This is a genomic window from Pedobacter suwonensis (assembly GCF_044762335.1).
Taxonomy (GTDB): domain Bacteria; phylum Bacteroidota; class Bacteroidia; order Sphingobacteriales; family Sphingobacteriaceae; genus Pedobacter.
The window spans coordinates 47,787-65,037 of record NZ_JBIWEB010000015.1 but is presented as its reverse complement, the minus strand read 5'-3'; the positions used below and the strand labels follow the sequence as shown (position 1 = coordinate 65,037).

At 36.9% G+C, this 17,251-nt stretch carries 17 protein-coding genes and 1 pseudogene; 7 read left to right on the top strand and 11 right to left on the bottom strand.

Translation table 11 applies throughout. The features are described 5' to 3' along the window. The first annotated feature begins 139 nt into the window (after nt 1-139). Genes ACIQXP_RS19550 through ACIQXP_RS19540 form a run of 3 tightly spaced genes read left to right on the top strand, consistent with a single transcriptional unit; the run spans nt 140 to nt 1,329 of the window. Entirely contained in the window at nt 140-505 is a 366-nt protein-coding gene (locus ACIQXP_RS19550) for an ArsR/SmtB family transcription factor (protein WP_387506992.1), read from the top strand. Next, nucleotides 502-1,107, top strand: a complete 606-nt coding sequence (gene merTP, locus ACIQXP_RS19545; RefSeq protein WP_387506990.1) for a mercuric transport protein MerTP — start codon at nt 502-504, stop codon at nt 1,105-1,107. Before ACIQXP_RS19550 ends, merTP begins: the two co-directional genes overlap by 4 nt. A gap of 6 nt (nt 1,108-1,113) precedes the next feature. Then, on the top strand, nt 1,114-1,329 hold the full coding sequence (locus ACIQXP_RS19540) for a GDCCVxC domain-containing (seleno)protein (RefSeq protein WP_387506987.1): 216 nt from the start codon (nt 1,114-1,116) through the stop codon (nt 1,327-1,329). Here the strand turns inward: ACIQXP_RS19540 and ACIQXP_RS19535 are convergent. The 11 genes and pseudogenes from ACIQXP_RS19535 to ACIQXP_RS19485 all read right to left on the bottom strand — a co-directional run. Further along, complete coding sequence (locus ACIQXP_RS19535) at nt 1,326-1,742, bottom strand: VOC family protein (protein ID WP_387506984.1); 417 nt, start codon at nt 1,740-1,742, stop codon at nt 1,326-1,328. The genes ACIQXP_RS19540 and ACIQXP_RS19535 overlap by 4 nt on opposite strands. A 137-nt stretch (nt 1,743-1,879) precedes the next feature. Then, the gene (locus ACIQXP_RS19530; RefSeq protein ID WP_387506982.1) at nt 1,880-2,620 is read right to left on the bottom strand and encodes a metallophosphoesterase family protein; all 741 of its coding nucleotides are present in this window, start codon (nt 2,618-2,620) and stop codon (nt 1,880-1,882) included. Next, nucleotides 2,621-3,391, bottom strand: coding sequence for a metallophosphoesterase family protein (locus ACIQXP_RS19525; protein WP_387506980.1), 771 nt, complete (start codon nt 3,389-3,391; stop codon nt 2,621-2,623). Nucleotides 3,392-3,410: 19 nt separating this feature from the next. Then, nucleotides 3,411-4,490 carry an ACR3 family arsenite efflux transporter gene (gene arsB / locus ACIQXP_RS19520; protein WP_387506977.1) on the bottom strand — a complete coding sequence of 360 codons (1,080 nt, stop codon included), beginning with the start codon at nt 4,488-4,490 and terminating at the stop codon, nt 3,411-3,413. Then, nucleotides 4,487-4,912, bottom strand: a complete 426-nt coding sequence (locus ACIQXP_RS19515) for an arsenate reductase ArsC (protein WP_387506975.1) — start codon at nt 4,910-4,912, stop codon at nt 4,487-4,489. The genes arsB and ACIQXP_RS19515 overlap by 4 nt, the downstream gene beginning before the upstream one ends. 16 nt (nt 4,913-4,928) lie before the next feature. Beyond that, nucleotides 4,929-5,414, bottom strand: coding sequence for a GNAT family N-acetyltransferase (locus ACIQXP_RS19510; protein ID WP_387506973.1), 486 nt, complete (start codon nt 5,412-5,414; stop codon nt 4,929-4,931). A 9-nt stretch (nt 5,415-5,423) separates the two neighbouring features. Next, complete coding sequence (locus ACIQXP_RS19505) at nt 5,424-5,891, bottom strand: DUF6428 family protein (protein WP_387506970.1); 468 nt, start codon at nt 5,889-5,891, stop codon at nt 5,424-5,426. Nucleotides 5,892-5,947: 56 nt separating this feature from the next. Beyond that, a complete protein-coding gene (locus ACIQXP_RS19500) occupies nt 5,948-6,277 on the bottom strand; it encodes an ArsR/SmtB family transcription factor (RefSeq protein ID WP_387506967.1) in 330 nt (109 codons plus the stop codon). 948 nt (nt 6,278-7,225) lie between these two features. After that, on the bottom strand, nt 7,226-9,085 hold the full coding sequence (locus ACIQXP_RS19495; protein WP_402759958.1) for a COR domain-containing protein: 1,860 nt from the start codon (nt 9,083-9,085) through the stop codon (nt 7,226-7,228). Beyond that, on the bottom strand, nt 9,075-11,303 hold the full coding sequence (locus ACIQXP_RS19490) for a leucine-rich repeat domain-containing protein (protein ID WP_387506963.1): 2,229 nt from the start codon (nt 11,301-11,303) through the stop codon (nt 9,075-9,077). Before ACIQXP_RS19490 ends, ACIQXP_RS19495 begins: the two co-directional genes overlap by 11 nt. An 18-nt stretch (nt 11,304-11,321) precedes the next feature. Continuing rightward, nucleotides 11,322-12,299, bottom strand: a pseudogene (locus tag ACIQXP_RS19485) (HsdM family class I SAM-dependent methyltransferase); the annotation flags it as partial. Nucleotides 12,300-12,574: 275 nt separating this feature from the next. Here ACIQXP_RS19485 and mobA point away from each other — a divergent pair. The 4 genes from mobA (at nt 12,575) to ACIQXP_RS19465 (ending at nt 16,907) form a co-directional block, all read left to right on the top strand. Then, a complete protein-coding gene (gene mobA, locus ACIQXP_RS19480; RefSeq protein WP_078677422.1) occupies nt 12,575-13,012 on the top strand; it encodes a conjugal transfer protein MobA in 438 nt (145 codons plus the stop codon). A gap of 2 nt (nt 13,013-13,014) precedes the next feature. Continuing rightward, the gene (gene mobB, locus ACIQXP_RS19475; RefSeq protein WP_387506959.1) at nt 13,015-14,304 is read left to right on the top strand and encodes a conjugal transfer protein MobB; all 1,290 of its coding nucleotides are present in this window, start codon (nt 13,015-13,017) and stop codon (nt 14,302-14,304) included. Nucleotides 14,305-14,405: 101 nt separating this feature from the next. After that, the gene (gene mobC / locus ACIQXP_RS19470; RefSeq protein WP_427429442.1) at nt 14,406-16,403 is read left to right on the top strand and encodes a conjugal transfer protein MobC; all 1,998 of its coding nucleotides are present in this window, start codon (nt 14,406-14,408) and stop codon (nt 16,401-16,403) included. Nucleotides 16,404-16,511: 108 nt separating this feature from the next. Further along, nucleotides 16,512-16,907, top strand: a complete 396-nt coding sequence (locus ACIQXP_RS19465; protein ID WP_019977011.1) for a hypothetical protein — start codon at nt 16,512-16,514, stop codon at nt 16,905-16,907. Nucleotides 16,908-17,251 lie beyond the last annotated feature (344 nt).

The window sequence follows — 17,251 nt, the reverse complement described above, 5'->3', positions numbered from 1 at the left end:
TGTAATACCTATTCTATAAAAGATTTGTTATAGTTTATCAAGATTAGTTACACACCAATTCCGTTTACCTCATTTTTATTGCAAAAAAAATATATTTAAGTAATTGCTTAAATACTTATATTTGTCTTTTATTTAAAATATGAGCAGTTGCAAACGAATTTTCGCAGATCAGGGACAGATTAATAATTGTAGGGAAGTCCTAAATTCAAACCCTAATCAATTCTCCGAGCTGTCGGGATTGTTATCCCTTACTGGTAATGAGGTCAGGCTAAAGATACTTTTCCTACTGAATAGGGAAGGTGAGCTATGCCCATGTGATCTCAGTGACATACTTGATATGACCATTCCCGCAATCTCACAGCACTTACGAAAGTTAAAGGATGGGAAAATGATCCAATATAGAAAGTCTGGTCATACCATATATTATTCCATTAGTACCTCGCAACTTGAACTGCTTCGTCCATTTTTTAGCCAGATACAAAAACCATTAATAGCAATAAAATGAGTAAAAGCATACAAAAAAGTTGGATAGCAGGTTTACTTGCGGCATTTACTGCTTCAATTTGCTGTATTGTGCCCTTGCTTACCGTCATTGGTGGCGCAGGTAGTGCGTCTACCTATTTGAGCTGGGTAGAACCCTATCGCCCTTATATCATCATACTGACGGCAATCCTATTTGCACTATCTTGGCACCAAATGCTAACCAGAAAACCAGTACAAAAAGATGACTGCGGATGTGACGTGCAAACAAATGGTTTTATGAAATCCAAAAAATTTCTGCTGACCGTAACCATAATCTCTGCGCTATTGATTGCCTTTCCCTATTACTCAAACTTTTTGTATGCGGCCCAAAAAAGTACCACAAATATCAGTTCAAAATCAAAAAAACTCGAAACAGCAGAACTTTCTATCCAAGGAATGAGCTGCGCTGCCTGTACCAACCATATCGATGGAGGATTGAATGGCATTAGTGGCATCGCTAAATCCACGACCTCATTTGAAAATAGAACAACCTTAGTGAGCTATGATCCAGATAGTATATCTGCCGATAGCATCAGTAAGAAAATCAGAAAGATTGGCTACAAAAATACAGTTATCAAAAAATAATTAACCATGTCGACTACAACAACCCTCATATCTACAATTACCTGTCCAACTTGCAACTTTGCAAAAACTGAAGAAATGCCAACCGATTCGTGCCAGTACTTTTACGAGTGTGAAAACTGCAAAACAACCTTAAAGCCACTTACTGGAGACTGCTGTGTTTACTGTAGCTATGGAACGGTTAAGTGCCCACCAATACAGCAAGGAACATCCTGCTGTGGCTAATTTACCACCTCATAAAAAACAATAAGATTTCCGTATAGATCAAGTGTTGCCAAATCACGGTGTCCCCAGTATTGTTCTTCAACAACTGAATGTACATTGTGGAGCACTCCCTGCAATTTGTATTCTTGGTAGAGTTCATCAATCCCTTCAACCTCAACTCTACAGCTAGCGGTTCCAGCAATGAAGGTTTCAGCCCCAGTCCAAATAGGTTTTAAGAAAAGTGCCAAACTCCTGAATTTCCAGCTCTTATCACATGCCTGCCATAGGTGGATTTCTACATTGCCCCTGGTCATAATAGCAAATGTTTCCTCTTGGTGGCGTGCGTAAAATCCCAGTTTAGCCTGATAAAATTCTACAGCTTTGCTAACGCTGATGGCAGGAAGTGTAGGAATACTGTTTTTAAAGTTGATCATTGCAATTATTTAAACCAAAATATACTCTCTTTTCTAAAATTAATTATAATACTTGATAATTTTTCCAAACCAGACTATTATCAGTAATATGGACCTGCTAAATCACATTAGAAGAAAAACTGGGTTGAAATTAAGGGCTATTTTGATATCCTTAAAGCTTGGGCCACCTCGTTAGGCAATAGACTGTCCTCAATAGATTTTGCTGAGGCTTCCATGTCATATTCCACCCTCCTAAATTCTAATTGAATGCTATTACTAATTGATGTTGAATTGTTTTCAATTATGGTCAATAAAACATAACACCCCCTATAATCGCCATCTTTTGGCTTTCCAACCGAGCCAAGATTTACAACGTGCTTAAATCTTCCCTTATCAGTTTGAATAGTTCTATGATAAGGTTTATGTGAATGCCCCACAAAAAGAACATCAGCATCTGCCTCCTCCATCATTCCCATTACATAATGTTCATCGGTATCGATTAACACATATTCATCAATTTTTCTTGTACTACCGTGGGCAAAAACTATATTCAGTTTTTCGCCATTGAACTTAAATTCCAATTTAATACTGGCCGGAAGCGTTTTTAAGTAATCCCTGTTATCTTCACGGATCAGATGATAGGCATATTTCTTGCCCGGTTCGTTCAGGCTTTCAGGTGTGGTGATCAAATTTTCTACCTTTTCATCATGGTTTCCCTTGAGGGTTGGAATACCACGTCTTCTAATTTCATCGATTACTTCATTGGGATAAATATGGTAACCTACCAAATCCCCAAGGCAGTAAACCGCATCAGGTCTTTGGCTGTCCATATCTTTCAGCATCGCTTCAAAAGCATGAAGATTGGCATGTATGTCTGAAAAAAGTGCTATTTTCATCATCTATCCGTTACGTAACATATCTGCATATTCATTTGGCAATGGACTTTCCTCAACTGCCTTTGCTGCTTTTTCAACATCATATTCAAAGCGAATAAACTCTACTTTAATGCTATCCTTATCGGTTACGGTACTATCGGGCTTGATGGTCAAAATTACATAACCCCCTCTTGGGTTTTTATCCTTCGGCTTTCCTACTGAACCAATATTTATCGCATGCCTAAAATTATCATTTCCGTCTGTACCCGAATTTAAAATACGGTGGTAAGGCTGATGGGTGTGCCCAAAGCACAAGATATCCGCATCGGCCTGCTCCATAATCCTAAGCATGCTTTTCTCGTCACGGTCCTCAAAAAGATACTCGTTTACCTTCCTTGGACTGCCATGAACGAAAAGAATATTCCGCTTATCGTGGTTAAGCTGATACTCCAGTCTGATATGAGCTGGCAAGGTTCTCAAATAGGCACGTTGTTCATCCTTTACAACCTCATTGGTATAGGAAATGGAAACCTTTCCCATTGCTTTCTCTTCATCGGTCTTGTAGGCACAGCCACAGTCGTCACTTGAACGGCCAATGCCCCAATCGTAATTCCCTGCAATGGTAGGAATACCACGTCTGCGGATTTCATCAATCACTTCATTAGGCCAAATGTTGTAGCCGACAAGGTCGCCCAAACAATAAATGGCATCGGTATTTCTAGTTTCAACGTCTTTAAAGAATGCTTCCAATGCCGGAAGATTGGCATGGATATCAGAGAATAAAGCAATTTTCATAATATATTATGTTGTTTTTCTAATTGGTGATTTCTGCTGTAGAATAGTATTTTTTCCTGATCCAGAATGCCAGGTTGACCAGGGCGATCAGTGCAGGCACTTCTACCAATGGGCCTATTACCCCTGCAAACGCTTGTCCCGAGTTAATGCCGAATACCCCGATGGCAACTGCTATGGCCAGTTCAAAATTATTCCCTGTGGCGGTAAAGGCAATAGAGGTGCTTCTTGAATAATCTGCACCGAAGTACCTTCCAGCAAAAAAGCTCACCACGAACATAATAGAGAAGTAGATCACTAGTGGTATGGCGATACGAACTACATCCATTGGTATCTGTACAATCAAATTGCCCTTTAAACTGAACATAATGACAATGGTAAATAGCAAGGCAATCAGTGTAATCGGGGATATAAAAGGAATAAATTTGTTCTGAAACCAATCTTCTCCCTTTAGTTTGATCAGGGTATATCTAGAAATAATACCCATCGCAAAGGGCAGTCCCAGATAGATGCCCACGCTTTTGGCAATCTCTCCAATGGTGATGTTGACTTCAAGGCTTTTTAAACCAAAGAAAGGTGGTAGGACTGTGATGAATACATAGGCAAATACACTGTACAATAAAACCTGAAAAATACTGTTCAATGCGATCAGTCCAGCGGCATATTCACGGTTTCCCTCTGCAAGCTCGTTCCATACCACAACCATAGCGATACATCTTGCAAGACCGATCAGTATAAGTCCGACCATATATTCGGGATAATCTCTTAAAAATGTAATGGCCAAAAAGAACATTAAAAGCGGGCCAATTACCCAATTCAATACCAATGAAACGCTCAATACCTTGGTGTCCTTGAATACTTCGCCCATTTTTTCGTACTTCACTTTCGCAAGTGGGGGGTACATCATCAGGATCAGACCGATAGCCAAAGGTATATTGGTGGTTCCCGAAGAAAAGGAATTGATAAAGCCAGAAGACGATGGAATAAAATAGCCAATCCCTACACCAATAGCCATTGCTATAAAAATCCACAATGTTAGGTAACGATCTAAAAAGCCAAGTTTTTTTCGCTCAGCCACAGGGGCACAATTGTTAGCACTCATAATTTTTGGTTTAGGTATTGATTTATAAAATCAGCTGAATAGGTCTTGATCAGCTCACGCACCCTCCTGAACTCATCCATCACTTCTTCCTCAGAACCAATTGCCTTTGCGGGGTCTGGAAAATTCTGGTGAAAGCGCTCTACTTTTCCGGGGAAGAAGGGACATGCTTCATTGGCATTATCGCAAACAGTAATTACCGCATCAAAATCGATTCCTGCGAATTCATCTACATGGTTGGATGTATGCGATGAAATATTAATATGATCCTCCGCCATCACCTGTATGGCTTTTGGATTTACCCCATGTGTTTCAATTCCTGAGCTATAAACTTGGGCCTGATCTCCCGCATAGTGTCTCAAATAACCTTCTGCAATCTGGCTCCTGCAACTGTTCCCAGTGCACAGCACCAATATTTTTTTCATAAATCGTATCTATAAATCAACTAACAACTTTACTTCTTCTTTCCAACAGTACCGTATCCCTCCAAACCCCGTTCTGCTTGCCTATCCTTTCTCTAACACCAAGTGTTCTGAATCCAGCTTTTTCATGGATACGGAGACTACCTAGATTTTCTGGAAATATCCCTGCCTGCAATGTCCATATCCCTTCATCCTCGCTCAGCCCCACAAGCTCGTTCAAAAGCGCAAGACCAATTCCCTGCCCTGAAAATGTGGGATCAACGTACACACTTACCTCAGCTACTCCAGCATAGACACAGCGTGATGAAACTGATGTCAATGCCGCCCAACCAATAACCTTTCCATCAGTTTCAAATACGATTCTACAGGTATTAAGGTGCGAGTTGTCCCATTCTTCCCAAGAAGGTGCACTGGCCTGGAAAGTGGCATTGCCAGTAGCAATACCTTTTTCATAAATCGATTCTACATCTTTCCAGTCCGAGCGCAATAGGCTTCTGATTTTCATATTATCGAATTAGCAACAACCTCCGCCAGGAGTACAACCATTAGCTGCACCAGCCAGATTGACCATTCCTTTTTTAGGCGCATCTTCAACCCCACAGGCTTCTTTTGCAAGACAGGCTGTCTGCTTAGCAAGCAGCAAAAAGTTTGTTCCATCAAAGCCAAGATCATATTTGCCAATAGTTTCAGACTGGTATTCCACTTCAATTTCCAGATCTTCCATGCCCAGGACCTTTTCAGAAAGCGAAATGATATTCAACAGCTTTCCTGCTTTTAAACGGTGCTCGTGGTCATCTGCATCCCATAGCTGGAAATTCGCAACTTTCTCATGGCGCACCTTGCCACCACAATCAATAAAGTCTTTTGTAATGATACCAACCTCTGTAACGTGGAAATGTTCCGGTACGGTGCTACCATTTTCCAATCGAAAATTCACGGCCTCAGCAGAAGCCAAGATTTCTTTTATTTCTGATAATTTCATAATGAATATATTTAAAGTATTATTGCAATTTAACGATTGATTTACATAAAAAAAGGTTAACAGCAGGTAGTCTCACCTTTGTAGGAACCCAAGAAAGCCCCAAGCTGATCTTCTAATAATTTCCAGGTCTTTGGATTGATGCAATAGCATACGCTAACGCCATCAATTGTGCCCTGGATAATCCCTACGGTCTTCAGTTCCTTTAGGTGTTGTGAGATTGTAGCCTGCGCCAGTCCAAGTTCACCCACCAGATCACCACAGATACAGGTGTTGGAGATGATGATCCTTTGCAGGATAGCAATACGAGCGGGATGCGCAATAGCTTTCAGCAGGGTTGAAAGCCTGTTCTGCTCATCGGTAAATATTTCTGATCTTGTTAGTCCCATAATTTTATATCGCAATATTACGATTATTTTTAAACATTCAACTATTATTTGTAAAAAAGTCAAAATGGCATCACAAAGTTTGATCCAATATTCTTTAATAATTATACAATTTCAGAAAAAAATTACATATATCAGAAACACAAACTTCTACCGCTAAAATTAAGGTATTTGTATTATGAAGCTGATTGCCTATTTCTTGGTTGCCTGACTAATGCGGATAAACCCCAGCCGATTGACTCCCTCACGCCAAAAACTAAACTTAAATTAAATCATTATCTATTATTCAATTATGAATTTGGCAATAATGAGTCAGAAGATTTGATTTTCCGCTTCATTACTACATCTAAATTTAACAATCTTAAAATGCTCATAAGTGTCGAGCCTCCAGGGATTGGCTATATAAAAACGGCATGAAAATCGTGCAAATTCTGTGCAAACTGACTGTTGTTGCGTATAAAAACTAATTAATATAGCTGAATCTCTATTGATGAATTTCAATCCTGATCACTTTGAATAATGTTTTGTTAGTTAATAACTTGACTATTTGCAGGTAAAAATCTTCAATAATTAAAGTGTGCAAATTTTGTGCAAATAAAAAGCCCCACTCGGACAGAGTGGGGCTAACTGACTGGTTATCAGCTCCCTCTGCTGGGCTCGAACCAGCGACCCTCTGATTAACAGATGGAGACTGCCCATTTCTAATTATATCTTAATCAATCGATTACAAGCTATCAAAGAAATCCCGTTAAATATTTGTAACGGTCTTTAATTACTTTTAAAGTTAAGGACTTTTTTTTTGAGCCGCTTCCAAAAGTTCATTTTTTTTGCAATAAATGATTTTAAAAAATTGGCGATCTCCTACTCAAAGAAATGCGCTCTTTAAGAAGAAAATCGAGCTAATTTGATGATTTACAAAGTAAAATTCGACTGTGCAACCTTATTTAAATCCTAAGCAGAATTATTATCTAACTTTCCTTTAACTTGTCTTTCGTATATCTCTTCGAGGTCGCGCCCTATTATCTCTATTTTTCCAGGATCGAGATCCTTCTCAATCATCATTTTTACAGATGCAGTAATTGTACTCCAGGCCATTTTAGGGTTACTAAAATCACTAATTGGTTTTGCTTGATATGGCAAAGCTGAAAAACGTTGAAGATTATAAGGCTCCTTTCTACCCCAATCGTAAAACTCTAAAATTATAGGTACAATTTTTATATTTTCTCCATTATCATATCGATCAATTGCATTTTTTATTTCGTGATCAATGATGTATTTCGTGCTATAGAAATATTCACTAACCATAAAAAACACAATATCAGCTTCCTGAAATTTATGCTTAATCTTCTTATCCCAATCATCACCAGGATTTAAACTGGTACAATACCAAGGTTGTTCAATAAGTTCTGCATCTATCAATGGTTGTAAATATCTTCTAAGAATATGTATCTGAGTTAGATCTTTTTTAGAGTATGATATTACTACTTTTTTCTTTTTAACAGGAGTATCAATAAATTCCATATAATCTTTTAGCTTAAAAAGTTTTTGTTGTTCAGATTTTAAAGGCTCTGATAGTTTTTTCTCAGAAAAGACATGCTTACCTATTTCTGCATACTTTTCAAGTAATTCTTTTGATATATAATCTATCCCATCTAATGTAACCATTTCCTTTAGTTCATAGCCCTGATTAACATCTCTAATGAATTTGAGTACATCATCTCTGAATATAGGCTGATCTTTTTGAGATAAATCATAAATATCAATACAGGCGTTTCCATTTTCATTACCAAGATGAAATTTTATCATTATTATTTCATCTGTATTATGGTTTTTGATAATCAAACCGTCTTTCCAGTAATAAAATATATCTTTATTTTTATCAGAAGAAAATAGAGTTCCAAATTTCTGAAATATACTTAAAATAACATTTTTATGAATGAATCCTTTGAATTCAAATCTTCGATATGTAATCTGACCTTCATTAAGAAACAGTTTAATTTTTCCATCAGGAATTTTAGGTAAATAGAGAGGTGCTATATATACATCGGAATAAGGATTTTTGAAAATAATCTTGAATTCCTCCATCATTAATAATAGATCATCAACTTTACTATCATCTGTCCCAAGTATTCTCACAACATACTCTCTTTTAAATTCTCCTTTTCTATCCAACAGTTTTTCAAGAACTTTATGCATATTCTCGATAACCCATTTCTTATCTACATATATTTTCTCTTCAGTGTCTTTACTCGTACATAATACAAGTCCAACTTGTTCCAGATATTTAACCAATCGTTTAGCTTGAGAATCATCAATAGGATTTTTAATTATTCTATTACAATAATTCATAAATTCAGCAAATGTTAGCACTGGCTCTCCTTTATAGGAATTTAGGCTGTTCTTTATTGTCTCATAAAACTTAGGAAGAACAGCTCCAATAATGTTCATCTTATTAAGCATTTCCAAAAACAAACTATCAAAATGGTCTAAATTTCTTTTAGGCTTAATGGATATATTAATTATGTCATAAATAAAAGAATAATCTTTTGATAGGGTCTTATTCTCTTGAAATACAATTTTGGAAGCATTATCAACTTTATTCTGAATTAAGAGAAGTGGACTGTCGTAAGTAACATCCCTTTTAATTTCAAATTCAAAGTTATCTGCCTCAACATCTTTGGTATAAAACCTTACGGAATCTAACCAATATCTTATCGGATAATCTTGTGTTTCAACTTCTATTTCTAAATTTACTCTTGTTTTCTGGGTGATGTTTCTTGTATTTAAATTATCGGTTTCTTTATCCCACAATAAAAAAAAGATAAATTGTATTAGTACTGTAAAATAAATGATGAGTGTCATGATAATAGTCATGTCCACCAAAATCAAAAACGTGTAGCAAACATTCTTCTTTAATGGTATTAACTAAATACTTACTTTTTATAATCTTTTCATCCATCCAAAGAGTCGGAAGATGCTCATCTTCAAGACCATTTTCTTTATCTAAGTATTTTACCAAAGTAGATTTACCAACCTCACTATTGCCTACCAGAATTACTTTAATATCTTTATTAACGTAGCGACCTCTTTTCTCAATATCATCAAGTACTCCTAGAACCGCCTCTTTGCCTAAGGTTACGATTTCCATTGGTGGCAACTCCAAAGGATTCTTTGCTATATTTAATATGTTTTTTTCCCATTTATCGTTATTAATACCAATATTCTGAATGATTTTTATGATCGGTCTTAGATCTCTTATAATATTGTTGTGTAAGTCTATTGTTTCAATATTATCTAATCCACTAATAAAATCTACAGTTTTAATCTTATTATTACTAAGATATAGCTCTGTTAGATTATTCAGCTCGTTTAAAGACTCAACCTTCGAAATCTTATTATTATTTAGATGAACGATTTTTAGTGATTTTAATTTCTTTAAACCTATTATATTGGTCAACTCATTATTACTTAGGTTTAAATATTCAAGCTTTTTTAGTTTGGAAATTGAAGCAAGAGAAGTAATACCCCATCTGTTCCATTCTTGGTTATTATACTCATTCCAATCTCCTCCACAAACTAAGACTTTGAGCTCGGATAATTCGTTCATTGATTCCGGCAAAAATTTAATACTATTTCTATTTCCTTTGTTTTTACTGGTAAGCTTTCTCCATTTCCCATTTTTATATTCAGCCCATTCATTACTTAAAATCAATACCTCTATGTGAGTACATTCGAATAGCTCAGGTATAATCTCCAGATTTCTTAACCCACAATTCCCAAGATCTAATACTTTTGAATTGGTTCTTAAACACTCCTCAATTAAGTAGCTTGCCGATGACAAATCTGTGTATATTAAGGCATCTTCAAGAGTGTTATCTTTTGTGATGATTTCGTCCCAAATAGGCTTAATAAAAGGTAAGTAAAGAATTCGACTACAAAGGGCACCAAAATTTTTAGGGTTTTGGATTTTTATTCCTAATCTTCTAAAAAAACTCAGTACTGTTTCTTCAAACCCATCATTATAAATTCTATCAGGAAAAATATTCTCGAAAACTTTCTTTCTATGATTTTCAGAAAGCATAGTGAGGCTATAACCAGGAGATTCCAGATATGTAAATGCGTTTTTAATGCTTGGGCTCAGGAACCTATGCTTATTGGTTAATTTGAATTTGATCAAATTCAAAAACCAATCATTCTGACGAACAGCAGATTTAGCTAATACACGTTTATCAGAATATCTATTCCAGATGTTTTTATGGTATGCATTAAAATCAATGTAAGCGATTAATTCGCCACATAGTACTGTGAATTCGTATTGTTCTTTAGATAAACCAGAGTTGATGAATTCTTTGAAGGTAATTCCTGAAGACTTAAATTGATTCGATAATTGTTCATAAAAAACTTTGGGTAATTCATGCTTGATATATTCATTAAATTTTCTTTCAGCTAATTCATAATAAAATTCTTTATCATATTGAATTTTTTCTACTAATTCATTGATATGAATATTAGGAATTTCAGCTTCAATAACTAATTGACCACTAGGCGTATCCACATCTAAAGTGCGACTCTTTACCGAATAATGTATTTCTTCATCAGGAGTACAAAAAGTTAACCGAACACTTTCTACATGTTTATTTTCATAGAATGCAGAACGCATAATATTTAGACTCAAATGTGGTTGAAGTTTACCTGCTCCTGTTCCTAATATTGGAGTAGCTATTTCCCTAACATCTTTTAATTCCGTTATCTTTTCTGCGAGCCGTTTCCCTATTAATCTGATTGCATAATAAGCGCCATCATATCCATCAACCGTACAAACAAAAGCTATGAATTTACCCTTTGATTTTTTTGGTAATATTTTAATATCACCAAGTTCATAATCTTTATTTTCCCAAAGATCTGTTGCAATACCTAATTCCTCTAAACCACTTCTAAAAGAATTAGATATGGTACCAGCTGTAGAAATCGGGATTAATAATAAATCACAATCAACATCAAAAATATTCTCGCTTAAAAAATCATTCATGCAAAACGTTTTGTAGTTCTAATTCAGAGAATCCTTAATCGTTCTAAAATTGGCTAAAGCGCTTTCTATGTTCTCGATAATATCATCAATCAGCACTTCCGGATCAGGAAGGTTATCTAAATCAATCAGATTATCATCTTTAAGCCAGAAAATATCCAGATTTGTTTTATCTCTTTCGATAATTTGTTCATAAGAATATTTACGCCAACGACCTGTATCATTTTCTTCATTCCATGTTTCAGTTCTTTTTGAGATGTTTTCAGCTTTGTAGCACTGGATAAAATCCTCTAAATGCTCAAATTTTAATGGATTCTTTTTAGGAGTATGCCTAATATTTGTTCTATAATCGTAAATCCAAACTTCTTTCGTTGCAGGAGTATTTGATTCTGATTCTTTTTGGAAAAATAATACATTTGATTTCACACCTTGAGCATAGAAAATACCTGTAGGTAGTCTAAGTATTGTATGTAAATTTGTATTTTCAAGAAGCTTTTTCCTGATGGTTTCACCAGCTCCTCCTTCAAACAATACATTGTCAGGTAAAACAACCGCTGCTCTTCCATGATCTTTCAACATTGTCGCTATGTGTTGTAAGAAAGAAAGTTGTTTGTTGCTTGTGGTCACCCAGAAGTCCTTTCTTAAGAAATAGCCATCCTTTTCTGCTTGTTTTTTATCGGTAGTTGGTATATCGCTACTACTTATCCCAAAGGGAGGATTAGCGAGTACTATGTCTACTTTTTCTGATTCAGAAACCTCCCCATCAGTCCTTTTCAAACTATCCGTAACTTCTATTTCAGGGGTTTCTTTTAAATCGCCTACACCATGTAGGAAGAGATTCATCAAGCAAAGTCGAGCTGTAGCTTTCTCAATTTCCCAACCTCTAAATGTATTAAACTTCAAAAATTCCTGCTGAGGTTTGGTTAGTTTAGTTTTTCCTAAATGATTCAGAACTCCTAAGAAGAAACCACCTGTACCACATGAAGGATCTGCAACCGTTTCTTTAGGTTTTAGGCTGTATAATGATTTTTATTAATGGATTTATGCAAAATTCTTTTGACAAATCGGAGGGTAACGGGAACGGCATCGAGCCGTTTTTCCCTGTTACATTTAATCCGTCCCGAAGGGCGGATTTTTGTGTTCAACGGAACACGGCAAGTTGTGTTTTGAGGCACTCGAAACCGAGTTAGTGCCTCAAAACAACTTGCCCTTAGCAGGGGGCAGAAAACGCTCTCCGAAGTCGAGGTTTTGTGTGGATTAAAAATGGATTAGTGATGAACGAGAACAGTAACAAAAAACAGAATAAGGGCGGACGGACACCGAAAACCGACCCGAGCATCCACCGCCACGTTTTCCGTCTTACAGACGAAGAAAATGCCAAACTTTTATCGCTTTTTGAAGCATCGGGAATGCCCAACAAAGCAAAGTTTATCATTTCCCTGCTGTTCAGTAAGGAAATGAAATCGGTTAGAATTGATAAAGGAACGGTTGATTTTTATATGCGATTGACCTCGTTTCACAGTCAGTTTCGCTCCGTAGGTGTGAATTATAATCAGATTGTAAAGCTGTTGTACAAGAATTTTTCCGAGAAAAAAGCCGCAGCGTTCCTTTACAAATTGGAAAAACAGACGGCTGAAATGGCGATGCTATGCCAAAAAATCATTCAGATAACCGAAGAATTTGAAGCAAAACATCTGAAAAAACAGCCTTAGAAATGATAGCGAAAATCGGAAGAAGCGGAAATTTATACGGAGCATTGGCGTACAATCAGCTCAAAGTGGAGAATGAAAACGGAAAAATTTTGTTTGCCAATAAGATGATTGAAACCGCTAACGGTCATTATTCCGTTGCACAATTAGCCCAATCTTTTGCCCCTTATCTCATAGCCAACCGCAATACCGAAAAGCATACGTTGCATATTTCGCTCAATCCCGACCCGAAAGACAAGGTAAGTGATGACAGGTACAGGGAAATGGCAGAGCAGTATATGCGTGAAATGGGTTACGGCGAACAACCTTTTGTGGTATTCAAGCATACCGATATTGACCGTAGCCATATTCATATTGTATCGGTTTGCGTGGACGAAGAGGGCAAAAAGATTTCGGACAAATTCGAGAAAATGCGGTCTATGAATGTTTGCCGTGAACTCGAAAGGAAATACGGTTTGATACCCGCAACGGATAAGGAACACAAGCAGAACGATAAGATTTTCCGTCCGGTGGATTACAAAGCTGGAGATGTAAAAAGCCAAATCGCTTCGGTTGTTCGCCACCTGCCGAATTATTATCAATACCAAACTTTGGGAGAATACAACGCTTTGCTTTCCCTGTTCAATGTTACCACCGAAAAAGTGGAGGGCGAATTGCAGGGAAAGATGCAGCAGGGTTTACTGTATATCCCGTTAAATGAAAAAGGCGAAAGAGCCGGACATCCATTCAAGGCTTCGCTTTTCGGAAAAAACGCAGGGCTACCGACTTTGGAATTGCATTTTGCAAAAAGCAAAGAGGCTTTAAAAGACCACCCGACAAAGCCAACCATTAAAGCTGCCGTTACCATTGCCCTGCAATCAACAAATGATGAGCAGGGTTTTAAAAAGCAGTTAGGCGAACAAGGCATTAATGTAGTGGTGCGTAGAAATGACACAGGACGTATTTACGGAATAACTTTTATAGACCACAATTCTAAAACGGTCTGGAACGGTTCACGTTTAGGCAAGGAACTTTCTGCCAATACCTTTAATGATTATTGGAACAATAACATCAAACCGGAGATTAAAGAGCCAGTTGAATTACAGCCGAAAATATCTACATCAAATGATGCAGATCTTCCTTCGGAAGAACCACATCATTTGTTCGACTTCCTGAATATTAATGAAAAACACGAAGACGGTTTGATTGAAGCATTGGGCGGTTTATTGCCCGAAGCACAGGGCGAAGATTACGAGGAACAGGATTTTGCCAACAAAATGAAGAAGAAAAGAAACCGCCAAAGAGGTCAGAAATAGCAATCAGCCAAACACCGCCACGCACCGCCATTGAGTGCCACATTCTTATAGCCACTATATAGAGCCTTTAAATTCACGCCCGAACATTAAAACTAAAAATAATGCAAGGAGAAGACGATTTAAGAGGACTTGCCAAGATTATGGCATTTATGAGGGCAGTAAGTATCCTTTTGGTACTGATGCACCTTTATTGGTTCTGCTACGGTTTCTTTATAGAACGTGGCTGGACTTTAGAAATCATCAACAAAGTATTGGGCAATTTTCAGCGAACGGCAGGGCTGTTTTCGCATACCCTATATACCAAGCTGTTTGCTTTGGTATTGTTGGCATTAAGCTGTTTGGGTTCTAAGGGAGTTAAAAATGAAAAGATAACCTGGTCTAAAATCTATGTGGCTTTAGTTATTGGTGCTATCCTGTTTTTTCTGAATTTCCCTTTACTAAAGCTACCGTTATTAACCGCTACAATCCTTTATATCCTTACCACAGGTTTAGGCTATATCGCTTTAATGGTAGCCGGAGTTTGGATGAGCCGACTACTTCGTACCAATCTGATGGATGATGTTTTCAACAATGAGAACGAGAGTTTTCAGCAGGAAACTAAATTAATGGAAAACGAGTATTCCGTCAATCTTCCCACGAAGTTTTATTATAAAGGAAAATGGAACAACGGCTGGATTAACATAGTCAATCCTTTTCGAGCCTCAATTGTGTTGGGTACTCCGGGGTCAGGAAAATCGTATGCAATCGTAAACAATTATATCAAGCAGCAGATTGAGAAAGGCTTTAGTATGTATATCTACGATTTCAAGTTTGACGACCTTTCAACCATTGCATACAACCATTTATTAAAGCACAGGGATAAGTACAAAGTACAGCCTAAATTCTACGTTATCAACTTTGACGACCCACGCAAGAGCCATAGGTGTAATCCACTCAATCCCGATTTTATGACGGACATATCCGATGCTTACGAAGCTGCCTATACCATAATGCTGAACCTCAATCGAAGCTGGATACAGAAGCAAGGGGATTTTTTCGTGGAAAGCCCAATTATCCTATTGGCGGCAATTATTTGGTATCTGAAAATCTATGAAAACGGTAAGTATTGTACATTCCCACACGCCATTGAATTGCTTAATAAAAAGTATTCGGACGTATTTACTATTTTAACCTCATATCCCGATTTGGAAAATTATTTGTCGCCTTTTATGGATGCGTGGCAATCCGGAGCACAAGACCAATTACAGGGGCAAATCGCATCGGCAAAAATTCCTTTGTCAAGAATGATTAGCCCGCAACTGTATTGGGTAATGACAGGGGATGATTTTTCATTGGATATCAACAACCCACAAGAACCGAAAATACTTTGTGTAGGTAACAACCCTGACCGTCAGAATATTTATTCCGCAGCATTGGGTTTGTACAATTCAAGAATTGTAAAACTCATTAACAAGAAAGGACAGTTAAAGAGTTCAGTAATCATAGATGAGTTGCCCACGATTTACTTCAGGGGACTCGATAACCTTATCGCAACTGCCAGAAGTAATAAGGTGGCAGTATGTTTAGGATTTCAGGATTTTTCGCAATTAACAAGGGATTATGGCGACAAAGAGAGCAAGGTAATACAGAATACAGTAGGTAATATTTTCAGTGGTCAGGTGGTTGGAGAAACGGCAAAGAGCCTTTCGGAACGCTTCGGAAAAGTATTGCAGAAACGCCAAAGTATGACGATTAACCGCAACGATAAATCTACCTCTATTTCCACACAGTTAGACAGTCTTATTCCGGCTTCCAAAATTTCAACGCTCACACAGGGTATGTTTGTCGGTTCCGTATCGGACAACTTCGATGAACGTATCGAGCAAAAGATATTTCACGCTGAAATTGTCGTGGACAATGAAAAAGTTGCCGCAGAAACTAAGGTATATCAGAAGATACCGGAAATCCTATCCTTTGTTGATGAACACGGAGAGGATAAAATGAAACAGGAAATCGAAAGCAATTACCGTCAGATAAAAATAGATATTGTAAATATTATTGAAAGCGAAATGGAGCGTATCAAGAATGATCCAAACTTACTGCATTTGCTTTCACGGTAAGTAATAAAAAAGTGTCTGAATATCTAAATTCTGCAACAGTTTATCTGGATACAGTATAAATTACGGTGAAATGTGGGATTAAATGTAGTTTTCAGTAACTTTGTGTGTATGAAAAAAGTGCTCGCAATATTTTTTCTATCTACATATCTTATTTCAACAACAGAGTTAGGTCAGTTGTTGAAGTTTCCTATGCTGGTAGAGCATTATTTCGAGCATAAAGAAAAAAATCCTCAAATTTCCGTCATGGAGTTTCTGGTACTTCACTACGAAGGCAACCACCTTGAAAATCATCCTCACGATGATGACTATGATCAGGATCAAAAACTACCTTTCATTATGCACGGAGACGTATTAAGCTTTTGCTTCGTATATCCCCAACCGCTTTTTTTTGAATCAATTCATAAAATTGACATACGAGAATCGTCTAAGGTAGTTTCTTTTGACGATGCGTTTATCTCCAACCAGTTTCTTTCTTCTATTTGGCAGCCTCCAAGATCTTGTTAATTCTTTTTTAACCAATTGACTTTTCGTAAATTCTTTTTGCACTTTGCATAAAGGAAGGTTTGCTATGCAGTATTAACACGTTCTATTGAATGCGGGTTTGTGTTATACTTTGGAGAAAAATATTTTATTTCTTTTTCGAATTCATCCAAAGTTAAAAAAACATTGCCACATTGTTTTTTGTGATAATCTGCATATTGCATGGACTTTTCTTAGGCATGATTGTATAGAATTTCATCTTCAACTCAATTTTTAGGGTATTCTGTATAGTCTGCCTGAAAATTTGTTGAGGTGCGATTTTGTTATGCACTGATCTCCTACATGAAAGTGTTATATCATTATTCTTC